This window comes from Lentzea rhizosphaerae, assembly GCF_042649515.1.
Classification (GTDB): Bacteria; Actinomycetota; Actinomycetes; order Mycobacteriales; family Pseudonocardiaceae; genus Lentzea; species Lentzea aerocolonigenes.
Window position 1 is genome coordinate 1094595 of the sequence record NZ_JBHRZI010000011.1, and the last position, 19221, is coordinate 1113815.

Here is a 19221-nt window from a genome sequence, read left to right on the forward strand (position 1 = left end):
CCAAGGGGTCTTGGCCACGGCGGCGGTGGTCAGATCAAACCAGACATCAGCCGCTCGCGGAACGAACCGCTTCGGAGATCAGTTCGTCCACCTGGTGCATCATGCGGCGGGCGTCGGTCGGGGTGAACGTGCTCCACGGCGGCTGCCCGTTCGACGAACGGCGTTGCTGCAGGTAGCGGCCGTCCTCGGTGTCGAAGAACGCGACCACGCGCTCGGGACGGCAGCGCTTGCCGTACTTGTCGCGCGCGGCGGCACCGAAGTTCCCGGTGTGCACGAGCCCGGTGAACATCTTCACCAGCGCCTTCGCGTCGTCCTCGCGCAGGCCGATGCCCCGGAACGCGGCCTCCATCGACTTCGGCGAACCGTCGGTCTGCGCGATCGCCTTCTCGATGTCGGCGCTGGGCAGCGTCACCGAGAGACCGGTTCCCGCCGGATGCGCGGGCAGGACGGACAGCACGGCCGAGGCGAGCCCGGAGCCCGCCCACGGCTGGAACGTCAGCTGGTCGTCCCGCAACGTCGCCAGCGCGCCCCAGTCGCCGTTCGCGACGGCGAGCACGCGCAGGCTGTGACCGAGCCAGAGGCGGCCGTCCGCCTCCCGCTCCGGCTTGACGAACATGCGCAGCAGTCCGTCCAGTTCGGACGAAAGCCCGCGCGAGTTGCCCAGGCGGCGGTGGTCCAACTGCTGGTAGACGCGGTTCTCGAGCATGATTCGCTCGTCCCGCGTCTTACCGGGTGAGGGAACCTTGAGAACGAGCGGCATGGGGCCGACGTTCATGCGTTCCCACACCACGTCGAACTCCTCGGCGGAGAGAGTGATCGGCTCCCTCTCCGCCGGACCGCCGAACAGGCTCACTCCGAGAAGCCGCCGATGACCGGCGGCGCGACCAGGCGCTCGTCACCGAACACGTCGTCGGTCTCGACCAGGTAGTCGGCCGCCTTGTGCTCGATGTCGTCCTCGCCTTCACCCTTCTGACCGTGCGCGCCACCAGCGCCGGCGCCCGCGGCACCGCCCTTGCCGGCGGCACCCGCACCGGCGCCCATGGCACCGCCGCGCATGCCCTCGGGGCCGGCGCCCGTGCCGGGCATGCCGCCGGGCTTCATCGAGGTGCCCTGGCCGGACGAGCCGAGCGAGCCCGACATCGGGCCGAACGCCTTGCCACCACCGAGCTGACCACCCTTGACGCCACCGAGCTGACCACCGCGGCCACCACCGGGCACGCCCGTGTTCGGCCTGGTGAACACCGGTCCGCCAGGCGTCGGCGTGGGCGTCGGGTGCGGCAGGTTGGTCGGCGGGGGCGGCGTCGGCGTGTGCACCGGCGGCGGCGTCGACGGAGGCTGGGTCCACGACGTGTGCGTGGTGCCGTCGTTGCCGGGCGGCGTCCACGCCTGCGAGACGGGCGGCGGCGTCGACGGGGGCTGGGTCCACGACGGGTTCGTCGTGCCGGTGTTGCCGGACGGCGAGTACACGCCGGTCGACGTGTAGCCGGCCCTCGTGCTGCCGGTGCCGGTGTCGCCGGGAGGCGGCGTGTCGATCACGACCTGCGGCGGCTGCGGGAAGTCACCGAGCGTCGAGGAGTTCCAGCGGCTGTCCGACTGGTAGTCCTCCATGACCTTGACGGCCTGGGCGGCGGCGTTGTCCGCGGCGGCTTCCTGCCGTTCGTGGTCGATCTGCTGGCCCACGACGTGCGCCATGCCGACCGGACCGGTCAGCGCGCCGACGGTCATGTCCAGAATGCCCGGCTTCTCCGTCGTGACGGGGACGACCTCGGGCATCTTCTTGCGCGCGTCGGCGATGAACTCGCCCTGCAGGCGCGCGGAGCTCTCCATCGTGCCCGAGCCCTGCTCGGCGTACCCGGCCCACTGCGCCAGCGGCGACAACGCGGCATTCGCGGCGTCCGCGGCGTCGGACTCCCAGCCCGCGCCCATCTTGGCCAGCGCGGTGTGCAGGTCGTCGTCGATCTGGGCGAGCGTTTCCTTGATCTTCTTCCAGCCCTGCTCCACCGGGATGGAGGCGGAGACACCGGGGCCTGAGTTGATCATCTTGTACAGCTCGGGGTGTCCGTACCCCTGGAAGCGGTGGTCAGTCATCGGTCAGGCCTCCTCTCAGTCCCGGTCCCGCAGGTGCTTGCCCCACATGGCCGTGTTGTCGCCCTCGACCTGGCGGTACTGCTCTTCGATCATCTTCAGCTGGTCGACCACGCCGGCGAGCTGCGCGCGGTAGAAGTTCAGCGCGGCCAGGGCCTTGTCAGACGTCTGCTCGTTGAAGGCCTTCGACGTCTCGCTGGAGATCGGGTCTTGCGCCCACGGCTGCGTGGGGAGATCGCGCACTGCTTCCTTGATCTTGGAGTCGAACTCGTCGATCGCGTGCTCGAAGGCTTTCCTGGCCTCTGGAATGGCAGACGGGTCCACCTTCAGCTTGCGCTGACCGAACTCCGTGGGCGTGGACGAGCCACCCCCACCACCATCCGCGAGATACACGGCACACCCTCCTCAGTACGGCCCCAAGGGCATCGGGCCGCGTGTGCATTTGGAACGACTTTAGCTCTGATGCATGACGCGAGTGACCGGTTCCCGGTACAAGACGCGTAGTTCTACTCAATCCTCATTTGGTCGCGAGCACAGGCCCGATGGCGTTCGCGAGCTTCTTCGCCTGCTCACACGTCGCGTCCACAGTGCTCTTGCTGTCACCAGTGGCGCCGACCAGCAACAACTGCCCGTCGTTCGCGTCGATGTAGACATCACAGCCAGGGCCGAGCCCCGCCTGCGGGACCTTGTTGAGGTAGGCCGGATAACCGGCGACCTGCAGCGGAGTGAGTTCGGTCTCGCTGGTCGTCCTCTTGAGCCGATCCACTCCGCCGTTGACCAGCGTGTAGATCGACGACGAGTACGTGCGGTCCTCGTAGTTGTTGCTGCAGGTCTTGCTGCCCTCGCCGTACTCGGGCTTGGGATCGCGCGGCGTCACCAGCCGGACACCGAGGGCCGCCTTCACCTCGGGCGTGATCAGCGTGCACGGGTCGAGGGTCTTCAGATCGACGGCCTTGGGCCTGTTCACCGGGGCGGTCCCGGCCGAAGTTCCGGTCGTCGGCGCGGCACCTGTCTTGTCCCCTGCCGAGGGTGAGCCCTGTTCGGTCGAAGAACACCCGGTCAGGACCGCTGCCAGCAGGAACGGGACGGCAAGTCGACGCATGACGGCCAACGTATCGGATCACCACGCACGGAGGGTGGCGAACGGTGTGGCTCGTGTCACCCGTAAGGCGCATTGCCGGTGACCCCACAAAAAGGAAACCTTCTTTACGATACCCCGAAGCGCCGCCGCCCCGATGCGTCGAGGAGCGACATGCTGCGCAACCGACCACTGCCGACACTGGTCGTGGCCGCGGTGGGCCTGGCCCTGCTCGTGCCAGGCACCTCAGCCAACGCGGGTCCTGTGCCCGGCACGGGAGCGGCGCTCGAGGTGGCCGCGAGCCCCGGAACCACCTCCACCATCCCCGACTGGCGGATGCAGACCAGCAAGACCGCCGGCCAGGCCGGTGACGTGATCTCCGGACCGGCCTATTCGGACTCCGGGTGGCTGACCGTGCCCGCGCGGTCGACGGTGATGGCCGGTCTGATCGCCAACAACAGGTACGGCGACGTCAACTACTCGGAGAACCTCAAGAAGGCCAACAAAGCCGACTTCCAGGTGCCGTGGTGGTACCGCAAGGTCTTCCAGGCGGACCCGCAGCCGGGCGTCAACACGTTCCTCAAGCTCAACGGCGGTGTCATCTCCCGCGGCGAGATCTGGTTGAACGGCAAGAAAGTCGCTGGCACCGACACGGTCGTCGGCGCCTATCCGACGCACGAGTTCAACGTCACCGGCCTGCTGCGCAAGGGTGACAACGCGCTCGCGATCAAGGCGTCGCCGTCCGATCCCGCCAAGGACCTGGTGATCCACTTCATCGACTGGTCCCAGCTCCCGCCCGACCGCAACCAGGGCCTCTTCCGCGACGTCGACCTCGTGCAGAGCGGCCCGGTCTCGTTGCGCGGCCTGCACGTCCTCTCCGACCTGCCGCTGCCGAACCTCAACAGCGCCACGGTCACCGTGAAGGTCGACGCGCGCAACAACACCGGCAGCGCGGTGACCACGACCGTCGCCGGCAGCGCGGCGGGCCAGAACTACAGCCAGAACGTGAGCCTCGCCGCGAACGAGACCAAGACCGTCACGTTCACGCTGAACGTCAGCAACCCGCAGGTCTGGTGGCCGTTCCAGATGGGCGCGCAGCCGTTGTACGACGCGACGGCGACCGCGACGGTGAGCGGTGCGAAGTCCGACGAGCAGAAGACGACGTTCGGTATCCGCGAGGTCACCTCGAAGATGATCAGCGGCAACCTCCAGTACCAGATCAACGGCAAGCCGATCCTGATCCGCGGTGGCGGCTGGGCGTCTGACCTCTTCCTGCGCACCAACGTGCAGAAGATCGCCGACGAGATGATGCTGACGAAGTCCATGGGCCTCAACACGATCCGGCTCGAGGGCAAGCCGGAGAACGACGAGATCTACGACCTGGCCGACCGCATGGGCATCCTGCTCATGACCGGCTGGGAGTGCTGCTCGAAGTGGCAGAACACCGGCGGGTTCTCCGCGGAGGACAAGAGGGTCGCCGGTGCGTCCGCCGAGGGCGAGGCCAAGCGGATCCGCAACCACCCCAGCGTGTTCACGTTCCTGATCGGCTCGGACGAGGCACCGGTGGCCGCCGTCGAGACGATCTACCTGGACGCGTTGAAGCGCGCAGACTGGCAGACGCCGATCGTCAACGCCGCTGCCCGCCGCAGCTCCCCGCAGCTCGGTGACTCCGGCATGAAGATGGACGGTCCGTACTGGTGGGAGCCGCCGGTCTATTGGTACAACAACCAGAAGGGCGGCAGCGCGGGCTTCGCGTCGGAGATCGGTCCGGGCCTCGCGATCCCCGAGCGGGACGAGCTGAAGAAGTTCCTCAGCGACACTGAGATCAACAAGCTGACGGACTACAACGCCACGCAGTACCACCTGTCGCCGTCCGGCAACTTCAGCAAGATCGGCTTCTGGGGCACGGCGCTCGACAACCGGTACGGCAAGCCGTCGAACGTGGACGACTTCATCAAGAAGGCCCAGCTCCAGCAGTACGAGACCAACCGCGCGCAGTTCGAGGCGTTCGGCAGGGACTTCTCCGACACCGGCGCGAACCAGGCGCAGGGCGTCATCTACTGGATGCAGAACGACCCGTGGCCCAAGCTCTTCTGGCACCTCTACAACTACAACCTCGCGACCGCGGGTTCGTACTTCGGTGCCAAGACCGCCAACAAGGCCCTGCACGCGCAGTACTCCTACGACGACAAGTCGCTGGCCGTCGTGAACATGGGTCTGCAGGCGCAGGACGGCCTCAGCCTCCAGGTAACCGTCTTCAACTCCGACGGCACGCAGAAGGCCAACGAGACGCGTGCGGTCCCGGCCAAGGCCAACGGTTCCGTGCGGGTCGGCACCCTGCCGCAGCCGTCCGGGCTGTCACCGGCGTACTTCGTGCGGCTGCTGCTGAAGGACGCGAGCGGCAAGGTCGTCGACCGCAACGTCTACTGGCTGTCGACCAAGGCCGACACGCTGAACTACAACGGCGGCGACTGGTACTACACGCCGCAGGCCCAGTACACGGACCTGAAGTCGCTCAGCAGCCTCAAGGCCGGTCAGGTCTCGGTGTCCAGCACGACGACGCCGGGCACGAACGGCAGGCAGGCCACGCACGTGACGATCAAGAACACCGGCACGAGCGTGGCCTTCTTCCTGCGGGCGTCGTTGCGCAAGGGCCAGGGCGGCGCGGAGGTGCTGCCGGTCGACTGGACCGACAACTACATCACGCTGTTCCCCGGTGAGACCGAGACGATCCGGGCCGAGTACCGGGCGTCCGACCTCGGCGGTGCGCAGCCGGTGGTCGAGCTCTCCGGTCACAACGTCTCGAAGCGTTAGTAGCGGTTCGCCACGACGTCGGGTCGTTCCACGGGACGGCCCGCGTCGAGCGACCACGCCAGTCGCACGTACTGCGCGTGCGTCCAGGCGAGTGGGGTGGCCGAGGTGGTTCCCCGGCCACCCCACACCTGTTCGGGCAGCATGAGACCGCTGTTCGCGGTCGCCGCGATCTCGCGCAAACGCTTGGCGGCACTGGCCTTCTGCCCGATGAGCAGCTCGTACTCACCGCGTTCGCCGCTCAGCAACGGCCACAGCCGCCCGTAGGTGCGAACCGGGTTCGGCACGTTCCACGGCCCGCCGTCCGCGGTCTCGCCGTAGCCGTCCTGCGTGAACCGGTGCCAGTAACCCTGTTCCTTCAGCTGCCGGTCGACGACGGCGACGGTGTTGCGCACCACCGGATCGTCGGCGCGCTTGACGCCGAGGCGCACCAGTTCGAGGAAGCTCGGGTCCACGACCGCGCGCTGGTCGATGTCGTCGGGGTTGTTGTCGCCGAGGTTGTACTTCGTGCCCTGGTCGGGCTTTCCGTCCTTCGTCAGCCGCAGGTAGTACGGCTTCGGCTCGTACGGCCCGCTCCGCGTCGCCGTCCAGCCCTCCACGTTCCGCTGCCACTCGTCGGCCGCGGCCAGGTAGCGGTCAGCGTTCTCCCCGTTGCGCTGCAGGAGGTCCGCGAAGCACACCAGCCCGGCGACGGCCGACGCGATCGTGGCGGGCGAGTAGCCGCTCTGGTTCTCCCACCGCTCCTGCTCGCTGAACGGCGCGTTCGGGTAGCTCAGCAGGTAGTCGGCCGCCCGCCGGAGTGAGTCCGTTGTGGACTTGTCGTGCCGGCCCAGGTGCCAGGCCAGCAGCAACGGCGCCGCGGTCTCGTCCAGCTGGACGCTCTTCCAGAACGGGGTGCCGTCGACGCGGGTGTTCTGCGGCAGGTGCCCGTCCGGTTGTTGCTGCCTGCGCAGCATGAAGTCCAGGGAACGCTCGGCGAACCCGGTGTCGCCGGCCGCGATCATGGCCGTCGCCACGTGGTAGAGATCGCGCGGCCACACCAGTGCGTACGGCCCGAGTTCCGGTGCCAGCTCGCGATCGAACCCGAAGGCCCACGGGAAGCTCGGCGACGCGATCGACGCGCCGGGGTTCGCCTTGTCCTCCGTCGCCGCCAGCACCATCACGGACATGTCGTAGAGCCGCCGGTCAGCGGACCTCGGCCGCTTCAGCCCGTCCAGGTACGCGTGCCAGCCCTGCGCGTACTCCCGTGCCACCACACCGAACCCGCGGTCCAGCGCGGTCTGGGCGACACCTGCGCCGAACCCCACCGCGAACGTGCCGTGCGCACGCCGCACGGGCTCGATGGGCAGCGTGCTCACCACCTCGCTGGAGCCCTTCATCGGCACGTGGTCGATCGACAGCCGGACCGGACGCTGAGCCGTGACCTGCACGTCCGCCAAGACTGCGGCGCGCTGCGGGTCGGTGACGTAGGTGATCTCAGCTCGCCAGCCGTCTCCGCGCAGCCGTTGCCGGAACGTCAGCGACCGGTCGTCGGCGGGCTCGGTGTGGGCCTTGCCGGGTTTTCCGTCCACGAGCAGCCGCGTCTCGCGGGTGGCGGGCGTGCTCAGGTCCGGGTGGAAGATCTCGGAGAGGCCCTGATGGCCCAACGTGAACCACACCGGGCTCAACGCGGATCTGGCGGTGCCGAAAGCCTGTTTGTCGGCGGGAAGGGGGACGACGTCCGCGGCACGAGCGACGGGCGCCGACATGACGAGCAGGAGCACGACCAGGGCCAGTGGCTTCATGACCCGTGGTGTTCCCCGGACTAGAGATCACCACGCAGGAGGCTGTCGATGTTCTCCGGAGGGCCCGGCCGCGCGAAGAACCAGCCCTGACCGGTGTCGCACCCGAGACGCAGCAACCGGGCGGCCTGAGCAGGTGTCTCCACGCCCTCGGCCGTGACGCCCAACGACAACGCGTGCGCCAGCTGCACCAGCGTCGCCACGATCTGCGAGTCGACGGGATCTTCCTCGTTCTCCGCCCGCAGGCCCTCCATGAACGAGCCGGCGATCTTCAGCTCGTGTACGGGCAGGTGCTTGAGGTAGGCGAGGTTCGAGTAGCCCGTGCCGAAGTCGTCGATCGCGATGCGCACACCCATGTCGCACAACGCTCTCAGCGCTTCCAGCGGCTCGTCGGCGGTGCCCATGATCGCCGACTCGGTCAGCTCCAGCTGGAGGTGGTGCGGTGGCAGCGCGCACTCGTCCAGGATCCGCTTGACGTCACGCACCAGCTCGGGGTCGCGGGACTGCCGCACGGCGAGGTTCACCGACACGAACGGCGCCGCGTCGCCGAACTCCTCCAGCCAGCGCCGCGCCTCCTCGCACGCCTTGCGCAGCACCCACCGTCCTAACGGGACGATGAGGCCGGTCTCCTCGGCGAGCTCGATGAACCTGTCCGGCGCGAGCCGCCCGAACTCCGGGTGCTGCCAGCGGACCAGGGCCTCGACGCCGGTGACCGTGGAGTCCTCCAGCCGCACCAGCGGCTGGTACTCGACGTAGAACTCGCCGCGTTCCAACGCGCGCGGCATCGTGGCCGACAGGGTGAAGCGAGCCACTTCACGGGCGTTGCGCTCCGGGTCGTACAACGCCCAGCGCGCCTTGCCGTCCGCCTTCGCCCAGTACAGCGTGATGTCCGCATCGCGCATGAGGTCGGCCGACGTCGTGCCGGACAGCTGCCGTTCGACGATGCCGATCGACGCCGACACCGACAGCTCGTGGCCCGCGATGCGGATCGGTGCCTCCAGCTCGGTCAGCACCCGGTCCGCCACGTCGACGATGTCCTGCTCACCGGCCGAGCCCTCGACCAGGATCACGAACTCGTCGCCGCCCATGCGTGCGACCAGCTTGCCCTCGCCGGACACGGAGTGGTCCAGCCGCCTGCCGACCTCGACCAGCAGCTGGTCGCCGATGTCGTGGCCGAGGGAGTCGTTGATGACCTTGAAGCCGTCCAGGTCGAGGTAGCAGAGACCGGCCCGCAGGTGCTTGCCGCGGTTGTTGAAGACCCGCCCGAGCCGTTCGAGGAACAGCGCGCGGTTCGGCAGGCCGGTCAACGGGTCGTGCAGCGCCTGGTAGCGCAGCCGGTTCTGCAGCAGGTGCCGGTCGGTGACGTCCTCGATCATCGCGACCTGGTACTGCGGCTCGCCGTGGTCGTCGCGGACCAGCGACAGCGTCAGGTGCGTCCACACCTGCTCGCCGTCCGCCCGGTGGAACCGCTTCTCGGCGCGGTAGTGGTCGCACTCGCCCGCGATGAGCTGGTCGTAGAGCCGCCACACGCTGCCCGCGTCCTCGGGGTGCATGAGGTCGCGCACGTTGTACTGGCGCATCTCGTCGACGCTGAACCCGAGCATGTCCTGAAGCGCCTGGTTGACGTCCAGTATCCGGCCCTCGATGTCGGCGATGCCGATGCCGATCGCGGCCTCGGTGAACATCGCCCTGAACCGGGCCTCCGACGCCCGCAGCATGGCTTCTGCCTGGTCGCGTGCGTCCAGCACGGCCGCCCTGATCGCCTCCTGCTCGGCGAGCGTGCGTTCCCGCAGCGCGCGGGCGTACCCGGCGGACAGCGCGCCCTGGAGCGCGGCCAGGCGGGACTGCAGCCGGTCGTCACCCGTGGCGCCGAGCTCGGCCAGCAGGTCGTCGCCGAGCAGCTGGACGGTGCGGCCCAGCGTGTCCGTGCCGGTGAAGTGCGCGTCGACCAGCCGCGAGCCGATCTCGTAGCCGGGTGCGGTGCGGAACGGGCTCGCGTACAGGGCCTCGACGAGCATCTCGGTGAGGTCCTGGAGGTGCTGCGCGACCTCGGCGCGGGTCATCGGGACGTAGCTCGACCCGATGACGGCCGTCGCCCAGCTGCGCGCGAACGACGCGGCACCGGCCAACACGGCCGGGCTCAAAGGAGAGCGGTCGTCACGCACCCGGTGGTCAACCCGTTCGGTCATCTGCTCGGCCCTAACGCCACGAACGCGCAGCATACGGGCGGTCGCCGTCCGGAGTCATCTCTGAGCCTTCCGGCCCAGTCCGGCGAAGCCCGGGAAGGCCCTCGCCACGATGCCCTCGTCGTCCGGACCCTCCGGGTGCCACTCCGGCAGGCGCACCACACCGGGCTCCACCAGGTCGAATCCCTCGAACAGCTTGTTGACCTGGGCACTGTCGCGCAACGTCGTCCGCGTGACACTCCGCTCGTAGACGCTGCGCGCCGCACGTATCTCCGGTGTCTCCTCGCCCGCCTCGAAGCCGGACTGGGACAGCGCGAGGTAGCTGCCGGGAGCGAGACGGTCGCGATAGCCCGCGATGATGCCCAGCGGGTCCTCCTCGTCCGACACGAAGTGCAGCAACGCGATCATCAGCACCGCGATCGGCTCGCGGAAGTCGAGTAAGTCGTTCACCTCTGGAGAGGCGAGCACCGACACCGAGTCGCGCACGTCGGCCTGCAGCACCGTCACCCGTTCGTTGCCTTCGAGCAGCGACCGGCTGTGCGCGACGGCGACCGGGTCCAGGTCGACGTAGACGACCCTGGCGGCCGGATCGACGGCCTGGGCGATCTCGTGCACGTTGCCCACGGTCGGAATGCCGGAACCCAGGTCGATGAACTGCCGGACGCCCCTGGCCAGGAGGTAGCGCACGGCCCGCCGGAGGAACGCGCGGTGCTGCAGTGCCCCGCCGCGCACCTCGGGCATCATCTCGAGGGTCTTCTGGGCGACCTCCCGGTCGACGGCGAAGTTGTGCGCGCCGCCCAGCAGGTAGTCCCACACGCGCGCGACACTCGGCCGCTCCAGGTCGATGTCCCCCGGCGCCCAGCTCGGCCGCTCCACCCGTCCACCTCACCCGTGTTCGGACCAGTTCGGGCCCATCATGCACCCACCGCTTGGCAGAATGCGGACCTCGTGAGGAAAAGTTTGCTGCTGTCGACCATTCTCGCCTCAATTGGCGTGTTTGTGCTGGTCGGCGGGGTACTGCTGCTGATCGACCCCGGCGCGCCGAAGCACGAGGCGATCAAGACGGGCGGTCTCGCGGGCGGCGCGATCGTCGCCCTCTACGCGTTGTGGCTCAACGACCGGCGCCGCAAGGTCGAGGAGGCCCGCCAGGAACTCGAGAGCCAGCGCATCGACCACGACAGGTCCCGCGTCGCCGACGAACGGTTCGCGCGCGCCGTGGAACTGCTGGGACACGAGACGGCCCAGGTGCGCGTGGGCGCGATGCACGCACTGGCCGGCCTGGCGAAGTCCAGGACCGAGTACACGCAGACCGTCCTCGACATCCTCTGCGCGTACCTGCGGCGCCCGTTCAAGAAGACGAAGACCGACGCCGACGAGATCGAACTGGAGGTCCGGCTCACCTCGCAGCGGTTGATCGAGGACCTCCTGCCGCGTGTCGGCGAGGAGAACGCACCGCACTACGACCTGAACCTGACCAAGGCCCACCTGGAGTTCATGGACCTGTCCTACCGGCAGGTCGGCGACCTCTACATGCGGGTCGCGCACTTCGAGGACTCGAACGCGTTCCACCACATGCTGGTGCACGGCCACTTCTACGTGACGGAGGCCGAGTCGACGGGGCGGTTGTACATCCACCACACGGAGATCCGCGGCAAGGCGTGGTTCAGCCGGTTCCGGTCGCGCGGGCTCGCTGTGTTCACGGACACGAAGTTCGGTGGCCTGACCAAGTTCGAGGGCTCGGAGTGGGCGGACGTGAAGGCGGACGGCTGTACGTTCGCGGTGGAGCCCGACCTGCCGGAAGCGTGGAGGAACTGACGTGAAGTGGCTGTTGGCGGTCTTCTCCGCTGCCGTGGTCACCGCGGCGACGGCGGCTCTCCTGTGGGAGTTCAAGGCGCCGCCCGTGGAGATCGTGAAGACCGCCGGGGTCGCGGGCGGTGCGGTCGTCGCGCTCTACGCGTTGTGGCTCAACGACCGCAAGCACTGGCTGGAGAGCGAGAAGGTCGCCGACGAACGGTTCGCGCGATCGGTCGAGCTGCTGGGCAACGAGGCCGACCAGGTGCGCGTGGGCGCGATGCACTCGTTGGTGTGGCTGGCGAACTCCACTCCGCGCTACAAGCAGACGGTCCTCGACGTGCTGTGCGCGTACCTGCGCCGGCCCTTCCACCACCCTTCGTGGGAGAAGGACGGCGCCGACCCCGACACGATCTTCGCCAAGGTGAAGCCGGAGGACCAACAGGAGCAACAGGTCCGTCGCACCGCCCAGCGGCTGATCCGCGACCTGCTCTCGTGGGGCAAGAAGAAGGACAAGACGCACTACGACCTCGACCTGACCGGCGCCGCCCTGGAGTACTTCCAGCTCGACGGCAGGCGGGTCAACCGGTTCGTCGCGCGGCGCGCGCAGTTCTACGGCATCACCGAGTTCCGCAAGCTCCACGTGAAGAGCCGCACGTTCTTCTCCGGGGCGACGTTCCACGGCCGTCTGTCACTGCCCGAGGCGAAGTTCGAGGGCGGGCTCGCGTTCAGCGAAGCCACCTTCAAGCGCAAGGTCGACTTCCGCGACGCGAAGGTCGGCACCTTCCTGGCGCTCACCGAGCCACCGCCCCCGGAGCAGATCGGCGAGCTGACGTTGTTGCCCGACACCGCGTTGCGCACCCCGCACGAGGGCTGGGCCCTAACCGGCGACGTGCAGCCGGCCCGCCCGCGCCTCGAAGACGACGTCGAGAAGAACAGCCGCGGCAGCGCCGACGGTACGACCGGTGACCACGACCGTTTCCGCGAAGGGGACGTCTACGTCGCCGCGGATCCCCAGAAAGTGGACTTTTTCCGACTTGAGGGCGAAGGACTGAGGAACGAGGGCGACCCCGAGACCGAACCCGACGAAGTCAAGAAGTGAGTGCACGTCGTTGACCTCGACCGCGACCCGCCGCTCGACTCCGGCGGCGGCGAGCACCCGGTCCGCCTCGTCGCGCGTGCCCCAGTCGGCGTTGAAGTCGACGAACGACTCGCCCGACAGCTCTTCGAGGGCAACGGACTCCCTTGCCGCGAAACGGCTTTCGGGCGCGCACGCGAGCACCAGCGGTTCACTGGCCAAAGTGGACACCCGCAGATCGTCGGCGATCTTCGGCTGACGCGTGACGAACGCGAGGTCGAGGCGTCCGGCGCGCACGTCCTCGACCAGCTCGGCGTTGCCGGACTGGCGCATCCGGATCTCCACGCCGGGGTGCAGCTCGTGGAAGCGCGCCAGCACTGCGGGCAGGTGCACCACGTGCAGACACTGGAGGCTGCCGACGGACAACGTGCCGCGCCGCAGTCCCTGAACGGCCGCGACCGCGTCCCTGGCCGACTCGACGCTGCTCAGCGCCTTGCGCGCTTCCGGCAGCAGCGCCCGTCCTGCCTGGGTCAGCTCGACCTGGCGGGTGGTGCGCAGGAACAGCGGCGCGCCGAGCTCGACCTCCAGCGCACGGATCGACGCCGAGAGTCCCGACTGGGCGACGTGCATGCGCTTGGCGGCCCTGGTGAAGTGGCACTCTTCGGCGACCGCGAGGAAGTGCTCCAGTTGTCTGAGTTCCACGATTCATCACCCGCAGTGCTCAATGAGATCACTTTCTCTGCGTTGGACAGCTTAATCACCGCGGTCCAGAGTGGTAGTCATGCAGAAGCGTCGTATCGGAGAAGTGGAAGTCAGTGCCATCGGCCTGGGCGGCATGCCCGTCTCCGTCCAGGGGAGGCCGGACCGCGCGCAGGCGATCGAGACCATCCACGCAGCGCTGGACGCCGGCGTGACGTTCATCGACACCGCCGACGCCTACTCGCTCGACGACACCGACTTCGGCCACAACGAGGAGCTGATCGCCGAGGCGTTGAAGGGCCGTCCGGAAGAGGTGTTCGTGGCGACCAAGGGCGGTCACACGCGCGAGCCGGGCGGCGGCTGGGGCCTCGACGGGCGTCCGGAGTACCTGCGAAAAGCCGTCGACGGGTCGTTGCGGCGGCTCGGGGTCGACCAGATCTTCCTGTACCAGTTCCACCGGCCGGACCCGAAGACGCCGATCGCCGAGTCGGTCGGCGCGTTGAAGGAGCTGCTGGACAACGGGAAGATCCGGTACGCGGGCGTCTCGAACTTCAACCCCGACGAGATCGTGCTGGCCAACGAGATCCTCGGCGGGCGGCTGGCGGCGGTGCAGAACCAGTTCTCGCCGGTGTTCCGGTCGAGCGAGACCGAGCTGGAGCTGTGCGACAAGCTCGGTATCGCGTTCCTGCCGTGGAGCCCGTTCGGCGGCATCGGCAAGGCGGGGGCGCTGAGCGGTCCGTTCAAGGAGGTCGGGGACGCGCACGGGGTCAGCGCGCACCAGGCGTGCCTCGCGTGGATGCTGGCGAAGTCCGAAGTGGTAGTCCCCATTCCGGGTGCTTCCCGACCCTCGAGCATTCGCGATTCGGCTGCGGCCACCCACCTGGAGTTGACCGCGGAGGAGCTGACCCGCCTGGACGGGTGACGCCAGTGGCAAACCAGGACAAATGGTCGCACGATCTAGTCCATGCGGACCTTGATCAGCATCGTGGCGATCGTCGCCGGCCTGTCGCCGGCACCCGCGTCCGCGGCGCCCTTGCCCGAGGGCTCCGCGGACCACACGGCGGGCTCCCAGATCCTCAAGCACGAAGGCACAGGCGATCTCCGAACAGCGGATGACTCGCCTCCCACAGACGGCAAAGTGCCCGGCATGGACGTCAGCAGCCACCAGGGTGACGTCGACTGGAAGTCCTCTTGGGACAAAGGCGCGCGGTTCGCCTACGTGAAGGCGACCGAGGGCACGCACTACCGGAACCCGAAGTTCACGCAGCAGTACAACGGTTCCTACAACATCGGCATGATCCGCGGCGCGTACCACTTCGCGCTGCCGGACCGTTCCGACGGGGCGGCGCAGGCGAACTTCTTCGTCAACAACGGCGGGGGCTGGACGCCCGACGGCAAGACGCTGCCGCCCGCGTTGGACATGGAGTACAACCCGTACGGCGACACCTGCTACAAGATGGACCAGGCCGCGATGACGGCGTGGGTGAAGGCGTTCAGCGACACGGTCTTCGCGCGCACCAAGCGACATCCGACGATCTACACGTCCACGAGCTGGTGGAACAAGTGCGTCGGCGGCTCGGTGAAGTTCGGCGACAACAACCCGTTGTGGGTCGCGCACTACAACTCGAAGCTCGGCCCGCTGCCCGTGGGTTTCGACTTCCACACCATCTGGCAGTGGCAGGCGGCCGGCCTGTTCCCCGGCGACCAGAACCTCTTCAACGGCGAGTTCGCCCAACTACAACGAATCGCCTCAAGCTGACCGCTTTGGCGCGAAAAGCACGTTCGGGCCGCTAGATGGCCCGAACGTGCTTTTCGCGCCGAACAGCAGCTAGTCGAAGAGGGCCGGGAGGGTGCCCTCCCAGGCCTCGCGGAGCTCGTCGAGCGGGAGCGAACCGAGGTCCTGGATCTCCAGCGCGTTCGACTCCGGGTCGACGACGCCGACCTTGCGCCACGGCAGAGCGCGCGCGGTGCACATGTCGGTGAAGCGCTGCTCCTCCGTGCGCGGCACTGCGACCAGCACGCGGCCGGCCGACTCGCTGAACAGCTCGGTGAACAGGTCGCCGTCGAGGAAGACCCGCGCACCCGTCTCGCCGATCAGGCACGTCTCGACCAGCGCCTGGGCCAGACCGCCCTCGGCGAGGTCGTGCGCGGCGGAGACCATGCCGTCACGGGAACCCGCGACGAGGACCTCACCGAGCAGCTTCTCGCGCTGCAGGTCGGCCTTCGGCGGCAGACCGCCGAGGTGGCCGTGGACGACGTGCGCCCACTCCGACCCGCCGAACTCGGCCTTGGTCTCGCCGAGCAGCAGCAGCGTCTCGCCGGCCTCGGCACCGATCCCGGTGGGGATGCGGCGCCGCACGTCGTCGATCACGCCGAGCACGCCCACGACCGGCGTCGGCAGGATCGCCGTGGAGCCGGTCTGGTTGTAGAAGCTGACGTTGCCGCCGGTCACCGGGATGCCGAGCTCGACGCAGCCGTCCGCGAGGCCCTTCACGGCCTGCTCGAACTGCCACATGACCGCCGGGTCCTCCGGCGAGCCGAAGTTGAGGCAGTTCGTGACGGCGACCGGCGTGGCACCGGTGGCCGCGACGTTGCGGTAGGCCTCCGCGAGCGCGAGCCGTGCGCCCTCGTACGGGTCGAGCTTGGTGTAACGGCCGTTGCAGTCCGTCGAGAGAGCGACACCGCGGTGCGTCTCCTCGTCGATCCGGATCATGCCGGAGTCGCTGGGCTGCGCCAGGACGGTGCCACCGCGCACGTACCGGTCGTACTGCTGCGTGACCCACCGCTTGGAGGCCAGGTTGGGGCTGGCCGCCTGGGACTTGACCAGCTCGAGCAGCTCGTCCTTCGCCGGCTTGGGCAGGCTGTCGGGCGTGTTCGCCTGCAGCTCGTCCTGGTCGGCCGGGCGCTGAATCGGCCGGTGGTAGACCGGGCCCTCGTGGGCGACGGTCCGCGGCGGCACGTCGACGACGACCTCGTCGTGGTACGTGATCACCAGGCGGTCGCCGTCGGTCACCTCACCGATCTCGGTGGCGATGACGTCCCACTTCCGGCAGACCTCCATGAACGCCTCGACGTTCGCGGGCTCGACGACCGCGCACATGCGTTCCTGGGACTCGCTGGAGAGGATCTCCGCCGGCGTCATGCCCGTCGCCCGCAGCGGAACCCGCTCGAGCCAGACGTGCATGCCACCGTCACCGGCCGACGCCAGCTCGCTCGTCGCGCAGGACAGGCCCGCGCCGCCGAGGTCCTGGATGCCGACGACGATGCCCTTCTCGAACAGCTCCAGGGAGCACTCGATCAGCACCTTCTCGGTGAACGGGTCGCCGACCTGCACGGACGGCAGCTTCTTGCGCTTGCCGGCGCTGTCGTCGAACGTCTCGCTCGCCAGCACGCTGACGCCACCGATGCCGTCGAGACCGGTGCGCGCGCCGTAGAGGATGACCTTGTTGCCGGTGCCCGACGCGTGCGCGAGGTGCAGGTCCTCGACCCGCATCGCACCGACGCACAGGGCGTTGACCAGCGGGTTGCCCTGGTAGGTCTCGTCGAACACGACCTCGCCGCCGATGTTCGGCAGACCCAGGCAGTTGCCGTAGCCGCCGACGCCCGCGACGATGCCGGGCAGCACGCGCTTGGTGTCCGGCGCGTCCGGCTTGCCGAAGCGCAGCGGGTCCATGACCGCGAGCGGCCGCGCACCCATGGCGAGGATGTCGCGCACGATGCCGCCGACACCCGTGGCCGCGCCCTGGTAGGGCTCGACGTACGACGGGTGGTTGTGGCTCTCGGCCTTGAACGTGACCGCCCAGCCGTCACCGATGTCGACGACGCCGGCGTTCTCGCCGATGCCCGCGAGCATCTTCGACCGCATCTCGTCGGTCGTGGTGTCGCTGAAGTACTTCAGGTGCACCTTGGACGACTTGTAGGAGCAGTGCTCGCTCCACATGACCGAGTACATCGCCAGCTCGGCGTCGGTCGGACGGCGCCCGAGGATCTCCTTGATGCGCGCGTACTCGTCGTCCTTCAGGCCCAGCTCCTTGTAGGGCTGCTCCTGGTCGGGCGTGCTCTCCGCGTTCTTCACGGTGTCCACGGTCATGCCTTCACCACCGAGTCGAGCAGGGACAGGAACATCCCGAGGCCGTCGTCCGTCGGGCCGGTGAGCGCGTCGATGGCGTGCTCGGGGTGCGGCATGAGGCCGACGACGTTGCCCTTGGCGTTGGTGATGCCCGCGATGTTGTTGCGGCTGCCGTTGGGGTTCTCGCCGACGTACCGGAAGACGACCCTGTTGTTGTCTTCGAGCTCTTTGAGGGTGTCCTCGTCGGCCTGGTAGCCGCCCTCGCCGGACTTGAGCGGCACGAGGATCTCGGCACCCTTGTCGTAGCGGGTCGTCCACGCGGTGCTGGTGTTCTCGACCTTGAGCCACTGGTCGCGGCACACGAAGTGCAGCTTGTGGTTGCGGACGAGCGCACCGGGCAGCAGGTGCGCCTCGGCGAGGATCTGGAAGCCGTTGCAGATGCCGAGGACCGGCATCCCCTTGTTGGCGGCCTCGATCACTTCCTGCATGACCGGCGCGAACCGAGCGATGGCACCGCACCGCAGGTAGTCGCCGTACGAGAACCCACCGGGCACGACAACCGCGTCGACACCCTTCAGGTCGTGGTCACCGTGCCACAGCGGCACGGCCTCCCCGTCGGCGTACCTGACGGCCCGCTGCGCGTCGACGTCGTCGAGGGTGCCGGGGAAGGTGATGACACCGACCCTCATGCCTCGACCCTGCGCACGGTCCAGTCCTCGATCACGGGGTTGGCGAGGAAGGTCTCAGCGATCTTGGCGAGCGTGGCGTCGTCGACGTCGTCGGCGACCTCCAGCTCGAAGTGCTTGCCCTGGCGGACGGCGGTGATGCCGTCGAAACCGAGGCGCGGCAGCGCGTTCGCCACCGCCTGGCCTTGGGGGTCGAGAATTTCGGGCTTCGGCATGACGTCGACGACGACTCGGGCCACGACAGACTGCTCCCGGGTTTGAGGGGGCTGGCGGTACCCGGAGAGCCTACCTGACCTGGGTGTTCATCAACTCGACAGGTGTTCGGCGGCACATCTTCACCGGGTTTCACCATCGGGTGAATCCGCTTGTCCTGGCGTCGGAGTTTGGTAATCTCGTGTCAGCTTCGGCCCGTAAGCCGGAGAAGTGAGCACGGTGCCCGTCCGGACGGTCGGCCGCCGTGCTTCGCGCTTTCTAGGGCATTCGCAGGTCTGTCACCTCGCCCAGCAGCGGCCGAACACGCCGCAACCAGTCGCCGCCGGCGCCGTAGCACCAGGCAACGATGTCCGGGATCCACAGCAACGGATCGTTTTCACTGGGCAGGTGCTCGTAGACCAGCCCCGTGGCACGGGCGTACTTGCCGAGGCGGGTCCTGATGGTGAGCAGATCGTGCTCGTCGCGGGCCTCGCGGCTGTCGAGGACGAGCCGCGCGGCGCCCGCTTCCAGCAGATCGCCTGTGAGCCTGCTGACGCACAGCTGCCGTGCCCGCTCCTCACCCTGGTTCGGAAAGCGCAGCCCCATGAGGGTCTTGCGCATCTTGTTCAACTCGCGCGGCAGCACCACAGCTGCCGCGAGCAGGTACGTGTTGTTTCGCCGCGACTCGTCGACGAAGGCGTGCAGACTCACGAAACGTTCATCGACCGGGTCCGAACGATACCGAAGAAGATCCATCCGATCGAG

The 19221-nt window shown here is 68.3% G+C and carries 17 protein-coding genes and 1 pseudogene; 5 read left to right on the plus strand and 13 right to left on the minus strand.

What is annotated here, in order from left to right:
• Positions 1 to 46 precede the first annotated feature (46 nt).
• The 4 genes from ACFOWZ_RS12940 to ACFOWZ_RS12955 form a co-directional block, all read right to left on the minus strand.
• Positions 47 to 853 carry an ESX secretion-associated protein EspG gene (locus ACFOWZ_RS12940; protein ID WP_382372113.1) on the minus strand — a complete coding sequence of 269 codons (807 nt, stop codon included), beginning with the start codon at positions 851 to 853 and terminating at the stop codon, positions 47 to 49.
• On the minus strand, positions 850 to 2088 hold the full coding sequence (locus ACFOWZ_RS12945) for a PPE domain-containing protein (protein WP_382372114.1): 1239 nt from the start codon (positions 2086 to 2088) through the stop codon (positions 850 to 852). Before ACFOWZ_RS12945 ends, ACFOWZ_RS12940 begins: the two co-directional genes overlap by 4 nt.
• 15 nt (positions 2089 to 2103) lie before the next feature.
• On the minus strand, positions 2104 to 2478 hold the full coding sequence (locus ACFOWZ_RS12950; protein ID WP_382372115.1) for a transcriptional regulator: 375 nt from the start codon (positions 2476 to 2478) through the stop codon (positions 2104 to 2106).
• A 124-nt stretch (positions 2479 to 2602) separates the two neighbouring features.
• Entirely contained in the window at positions 2603 to 3187 is a 585-nt protein-coding gene (locus ACFOWZ_RS12955; RefSeq protein ID WP_382372116.1) for a DUF3558 domain-containing protein, read from the minus strand.
• A gap of 150 nt (positions 3188 to 3337) precedes the next feature.
• On the opposite strand from ACFOWZ_RS12955, the gene ACFOWZ_RS12960 reads away from it, so the two are divergent.
• On the plus strand, positions 3338 to 5977 hold the full coding sequence (locus ACFOWZ_RS12960; protein ID WP_382372117.1) for a glycosyl hydrolase 2 galactose-binding domain-containing protein: 2640 nt from the start codon (positions 3338 to 3340) through the stop codon (positions 5975 to 5977).
• On the opposite strand, the gene ACFOWZ_RS12965 is transcribed toward ACFOWZ_RS12960, so the two are convergent.
• Genes ACFOWZ_RS12965 through ACFOWZ_RS12975 form a run of 3 tightly spaced genes read right to left on the minus strand, consistent with a single transcriptional unit; the run spans position 5974 to position 10817 of the window.
• A complete protein-coding gene (locus ACFOWZ_RS12965; RefSeq protein ID WP_382372118.1) occupies positions 5974 to 7758 on the minus strand; it encodes a glycoside hydrolase family 15 protein in 1785 nt (594 codons plus the stop codon). The two genes, ACFOWZ_RS12960 and ACFOWZ_RS12965, sit on opposite strands and share 4 nt — an antisense overlap.
• Positions 7759 to 7778: 20 nt before the next feature.
• A complete protein-coding gene (locus ACFOWZ_RS12970) occupies positions 7779 to 9944 on the minus strand; it encodes a putative bifunctional diguanylate cyclase/phosphodiesterase (RefSeq protein WP_030465898.1) in 2166 nt (721 codons plus the stop codon).
• Between the two features lie 54 nt (positions 9945 to 9998).
• Entirely contained in the window at positions 9999 to 10817 is an 819-nt protein-coding gene (locus ACFOWZ_RS12975; RefSeq protein ID WP_382372119.1) for an SAM-dependent methyltransferase, read from the minus strand.
• A 72-nt stretch (positions 10818 to 10889) separates the two neighbouring features.
• Here ACFOWZ_RS12975 and ACFOWZ_RS12980 point away from each other — a divergent pair, with 72 nt between their 5' ends.
• Both ACFOWZ_RS12980 and ACFOWZ_RS12985 read left to right on the plus strand, forming a co-directional pair.
• Complete coding sequence (locus ACFOWZ_RS12980) at positions 10890 to 11756, plus strand: hypothetical protein (RefSeq protein ID WP_382372120.1); 867 nt, start codon at positions 10890 to 10892, stop codon at positions 11754 to 11756.
• Positions 11757 to 12012: 256 nt separating this feature from the next.
• A pseudogene (locus ACFOWZ_RS12985) lies at positions 12013 to 12462 on the plus strand (hypothetical protein); the annotation flags it as partial.
• A gap of 150 nt (positions 12463 to 12612) precedes the next feature.
• Here ACFOWZ_RS12985 and ACFOWZ_RS12990 read toward each other — a convergent pair.
• Positions 12613 to 13512, minus strand: coding sequence for a LysR family transcriptional regulator (locus tag ACFOWZ_RS12990; protein WP_382372121.1), 900 nt, complete (start codon positions 13510 to 13512; stop codon positions 12613 to 12615).
• Between the two features lie 79 nt (positions 13513 to 13591).
• Here ACFOWZ_RS12990 and ACFOWZ_RS12995 point away from each other — a divergent pair, with 79 nt between their 5' ends.
• On the plus strand, positions 13592 to 14431 hold the full coding sequence (locus ACFOWZ_RS12995) for an aldo/keto reductase (protein WP_382372122.1): 840 nt from the start codon (positions 13592 to 13594) through the stop codon (positions 14429 to 14431).
• A 35-nt stretch (positions 14432 to 14466) separates the two neighbouring features.
• Here ACFOWZ_RS12995 and ACFOWZ_RS13000 read toward each other — a convergent pair whose 3' ends face one another.
• The gene (locus tag ACFOWZ_RS13000; protein ID WP_382372704.1) at positions 14467 to 14589 is read right to left on the minus strand and encodes a hypothetical protein; all 123 of its coding nucleotides are present in this window, start codon (positions 14587 to 14589) and stop codon (positions 14467 to 14469) included.
• On the opposite strand from ACFOWZ_RS13000, the gene ACFOWZ_RS13005 reads away from it, so the two are divergent.
• Positions 14543 to 15268 (plus strand): lysozyme, encoded by a 726-nt coding sequence (locus ACFOWZ_RS13005; protein ID WP_382372670.1) that lies wholly within the window; start codon positions 14543 to 14545, stop codon positions 15266 to 15268. The genes ACFOWZ_RS13000 and ACFOWZ_RS13005 overlap by 47 nt on opposite strands.
• A gap of 69 nt (positions 15269 to 15337) precedes the next feature.
• On the opposite strand, the gene purL is transcribed toward ACFOWZ_RS13005, so the two are convergent.
• The 4 genes from purL to ACFOWZ_RS13025 all read right to left on the minus strand — a co-directional run bounded on the left by purL (position 15338) and on the right by ACFOWZ_RS13025 (position 19212).
• Entirely contained in the window at positions 15338 to 17599 is a 2262-nt protein-coding gene (purL, locus tag ACFOWZ_RS13010) for a phosphoribosylformylglycinamidine synthase subunit PurL (RefSeq protein ID WP_382372123.1), read from the minus strand.
• A complete protein-coding gene (gene purQ, locus ACFOWZ_RS13015; RefSeq protein ID WP_382372124.1) occupies positions 17596 to 18267 on the minus strand; it encodes a phosphoribosylformylglycinamidine synthase subunit PurQ in 672 nt (223 codons plus the stop codon). The genes purL and purQ overlap by 4 nt, the downstream gene beginning before the upstream one ends.
• Positions 18264 to 18503 (minus strand): phosphoribosylformylglycinamidine synthase subunit PurS, encoded by a 240-nt coding sequence (purS, locus tag ACFOWZ_RS13020; protein ID WP_030465889.1) that lies wholly within the window; start codon positions 18501 to 18503, stop codon positions 18264 to 18266. Before purS ends, purQ begins: the two co-directional genes overlap by 4 nt.
• 232 nt (positions 18504 to 18735) lie before the next feature.
• Positions 18736 to 19212, minus strand: coding sequence for a hypothetical protein (locus ACFOWZ_RS13025; RefSeq protein WP_382372125.1), 477 nt, complete (start codon positions 19210 to 19212; stop codon positions 18736 to 18738).
• Positions 19213 to 19221 lie beyond the last annotated feature (9 nt).

Excerpts from the sequence above, each read along its gene's own strand:
- ACFOWZ_RS12970 (WP_030465898.1), bottom strand. The coding sequence starts at position 9,944 with ATGACCGAACGGGTTGACCACCGGGTGCGTGACGACCGCTCTCCTTTG.
- ACFOWZ_RS13025 (WP_382372125.1), bottom strand. The coding sequence starts at position 19,212 with ATGGATCTTCTTCGGTATCGTTCGGACCCGGTCGATGAACGTTTCGTG.
- ACFOWZ_RS12945 (WP_382372114.1), bottom strand. The coding sequence starts at position 2,088 with ATGACTGACCACCGCTTCCAGGGGTACGGACACCCCGAGCTGTACAAG.
- purL (WP_382372123.1), bottom strand. The coding sequence starts at position 17,599 with ATGACCGTGGACACCGTGAAGAACGCGGAGAGCACGCCCGACCAGGAG.
- purQ (WP_382372124.1), bottom strand. The coding sequence starts at position 18,267 with ATGAGGGTCGGTGTCATCACCTTCCCCGGCACCCTCGACGACGTCGAC.
- ACFOWZ_RS12955 (WP_382372116.1), bottom strand. The coding sequence starts at position 3,187 with ATGCGTCGACTTGCCGTCCCGTTCCTGCTGGCAGCGGTCCTGACCGGG.
- ACFOWZ_RS12965 (WP_382372118.1), bottom strand. The coding sequence starts at position 7,758 with ATGAAGCCACTGGCCCTGGTCGTGCTCCTGCTCGTCATGTCGGCGCCC.
- ACFOWZ_RS12960 (WP_382372117.1), top strand. The coding sequence starts at position 3,338 with ATGCTGCGCAACCGACCACTGCCGACACTGGTCGTGGCCGCGGTGGGC.
- ACFOWZ_RS12995 (WP_382372122.1), top strand. The coding sequence starts at position 13,592 with ATGCAGAAGCGTCGTATCGGAGAAGTGGAAGTCAGTGCCATCGGCCTG.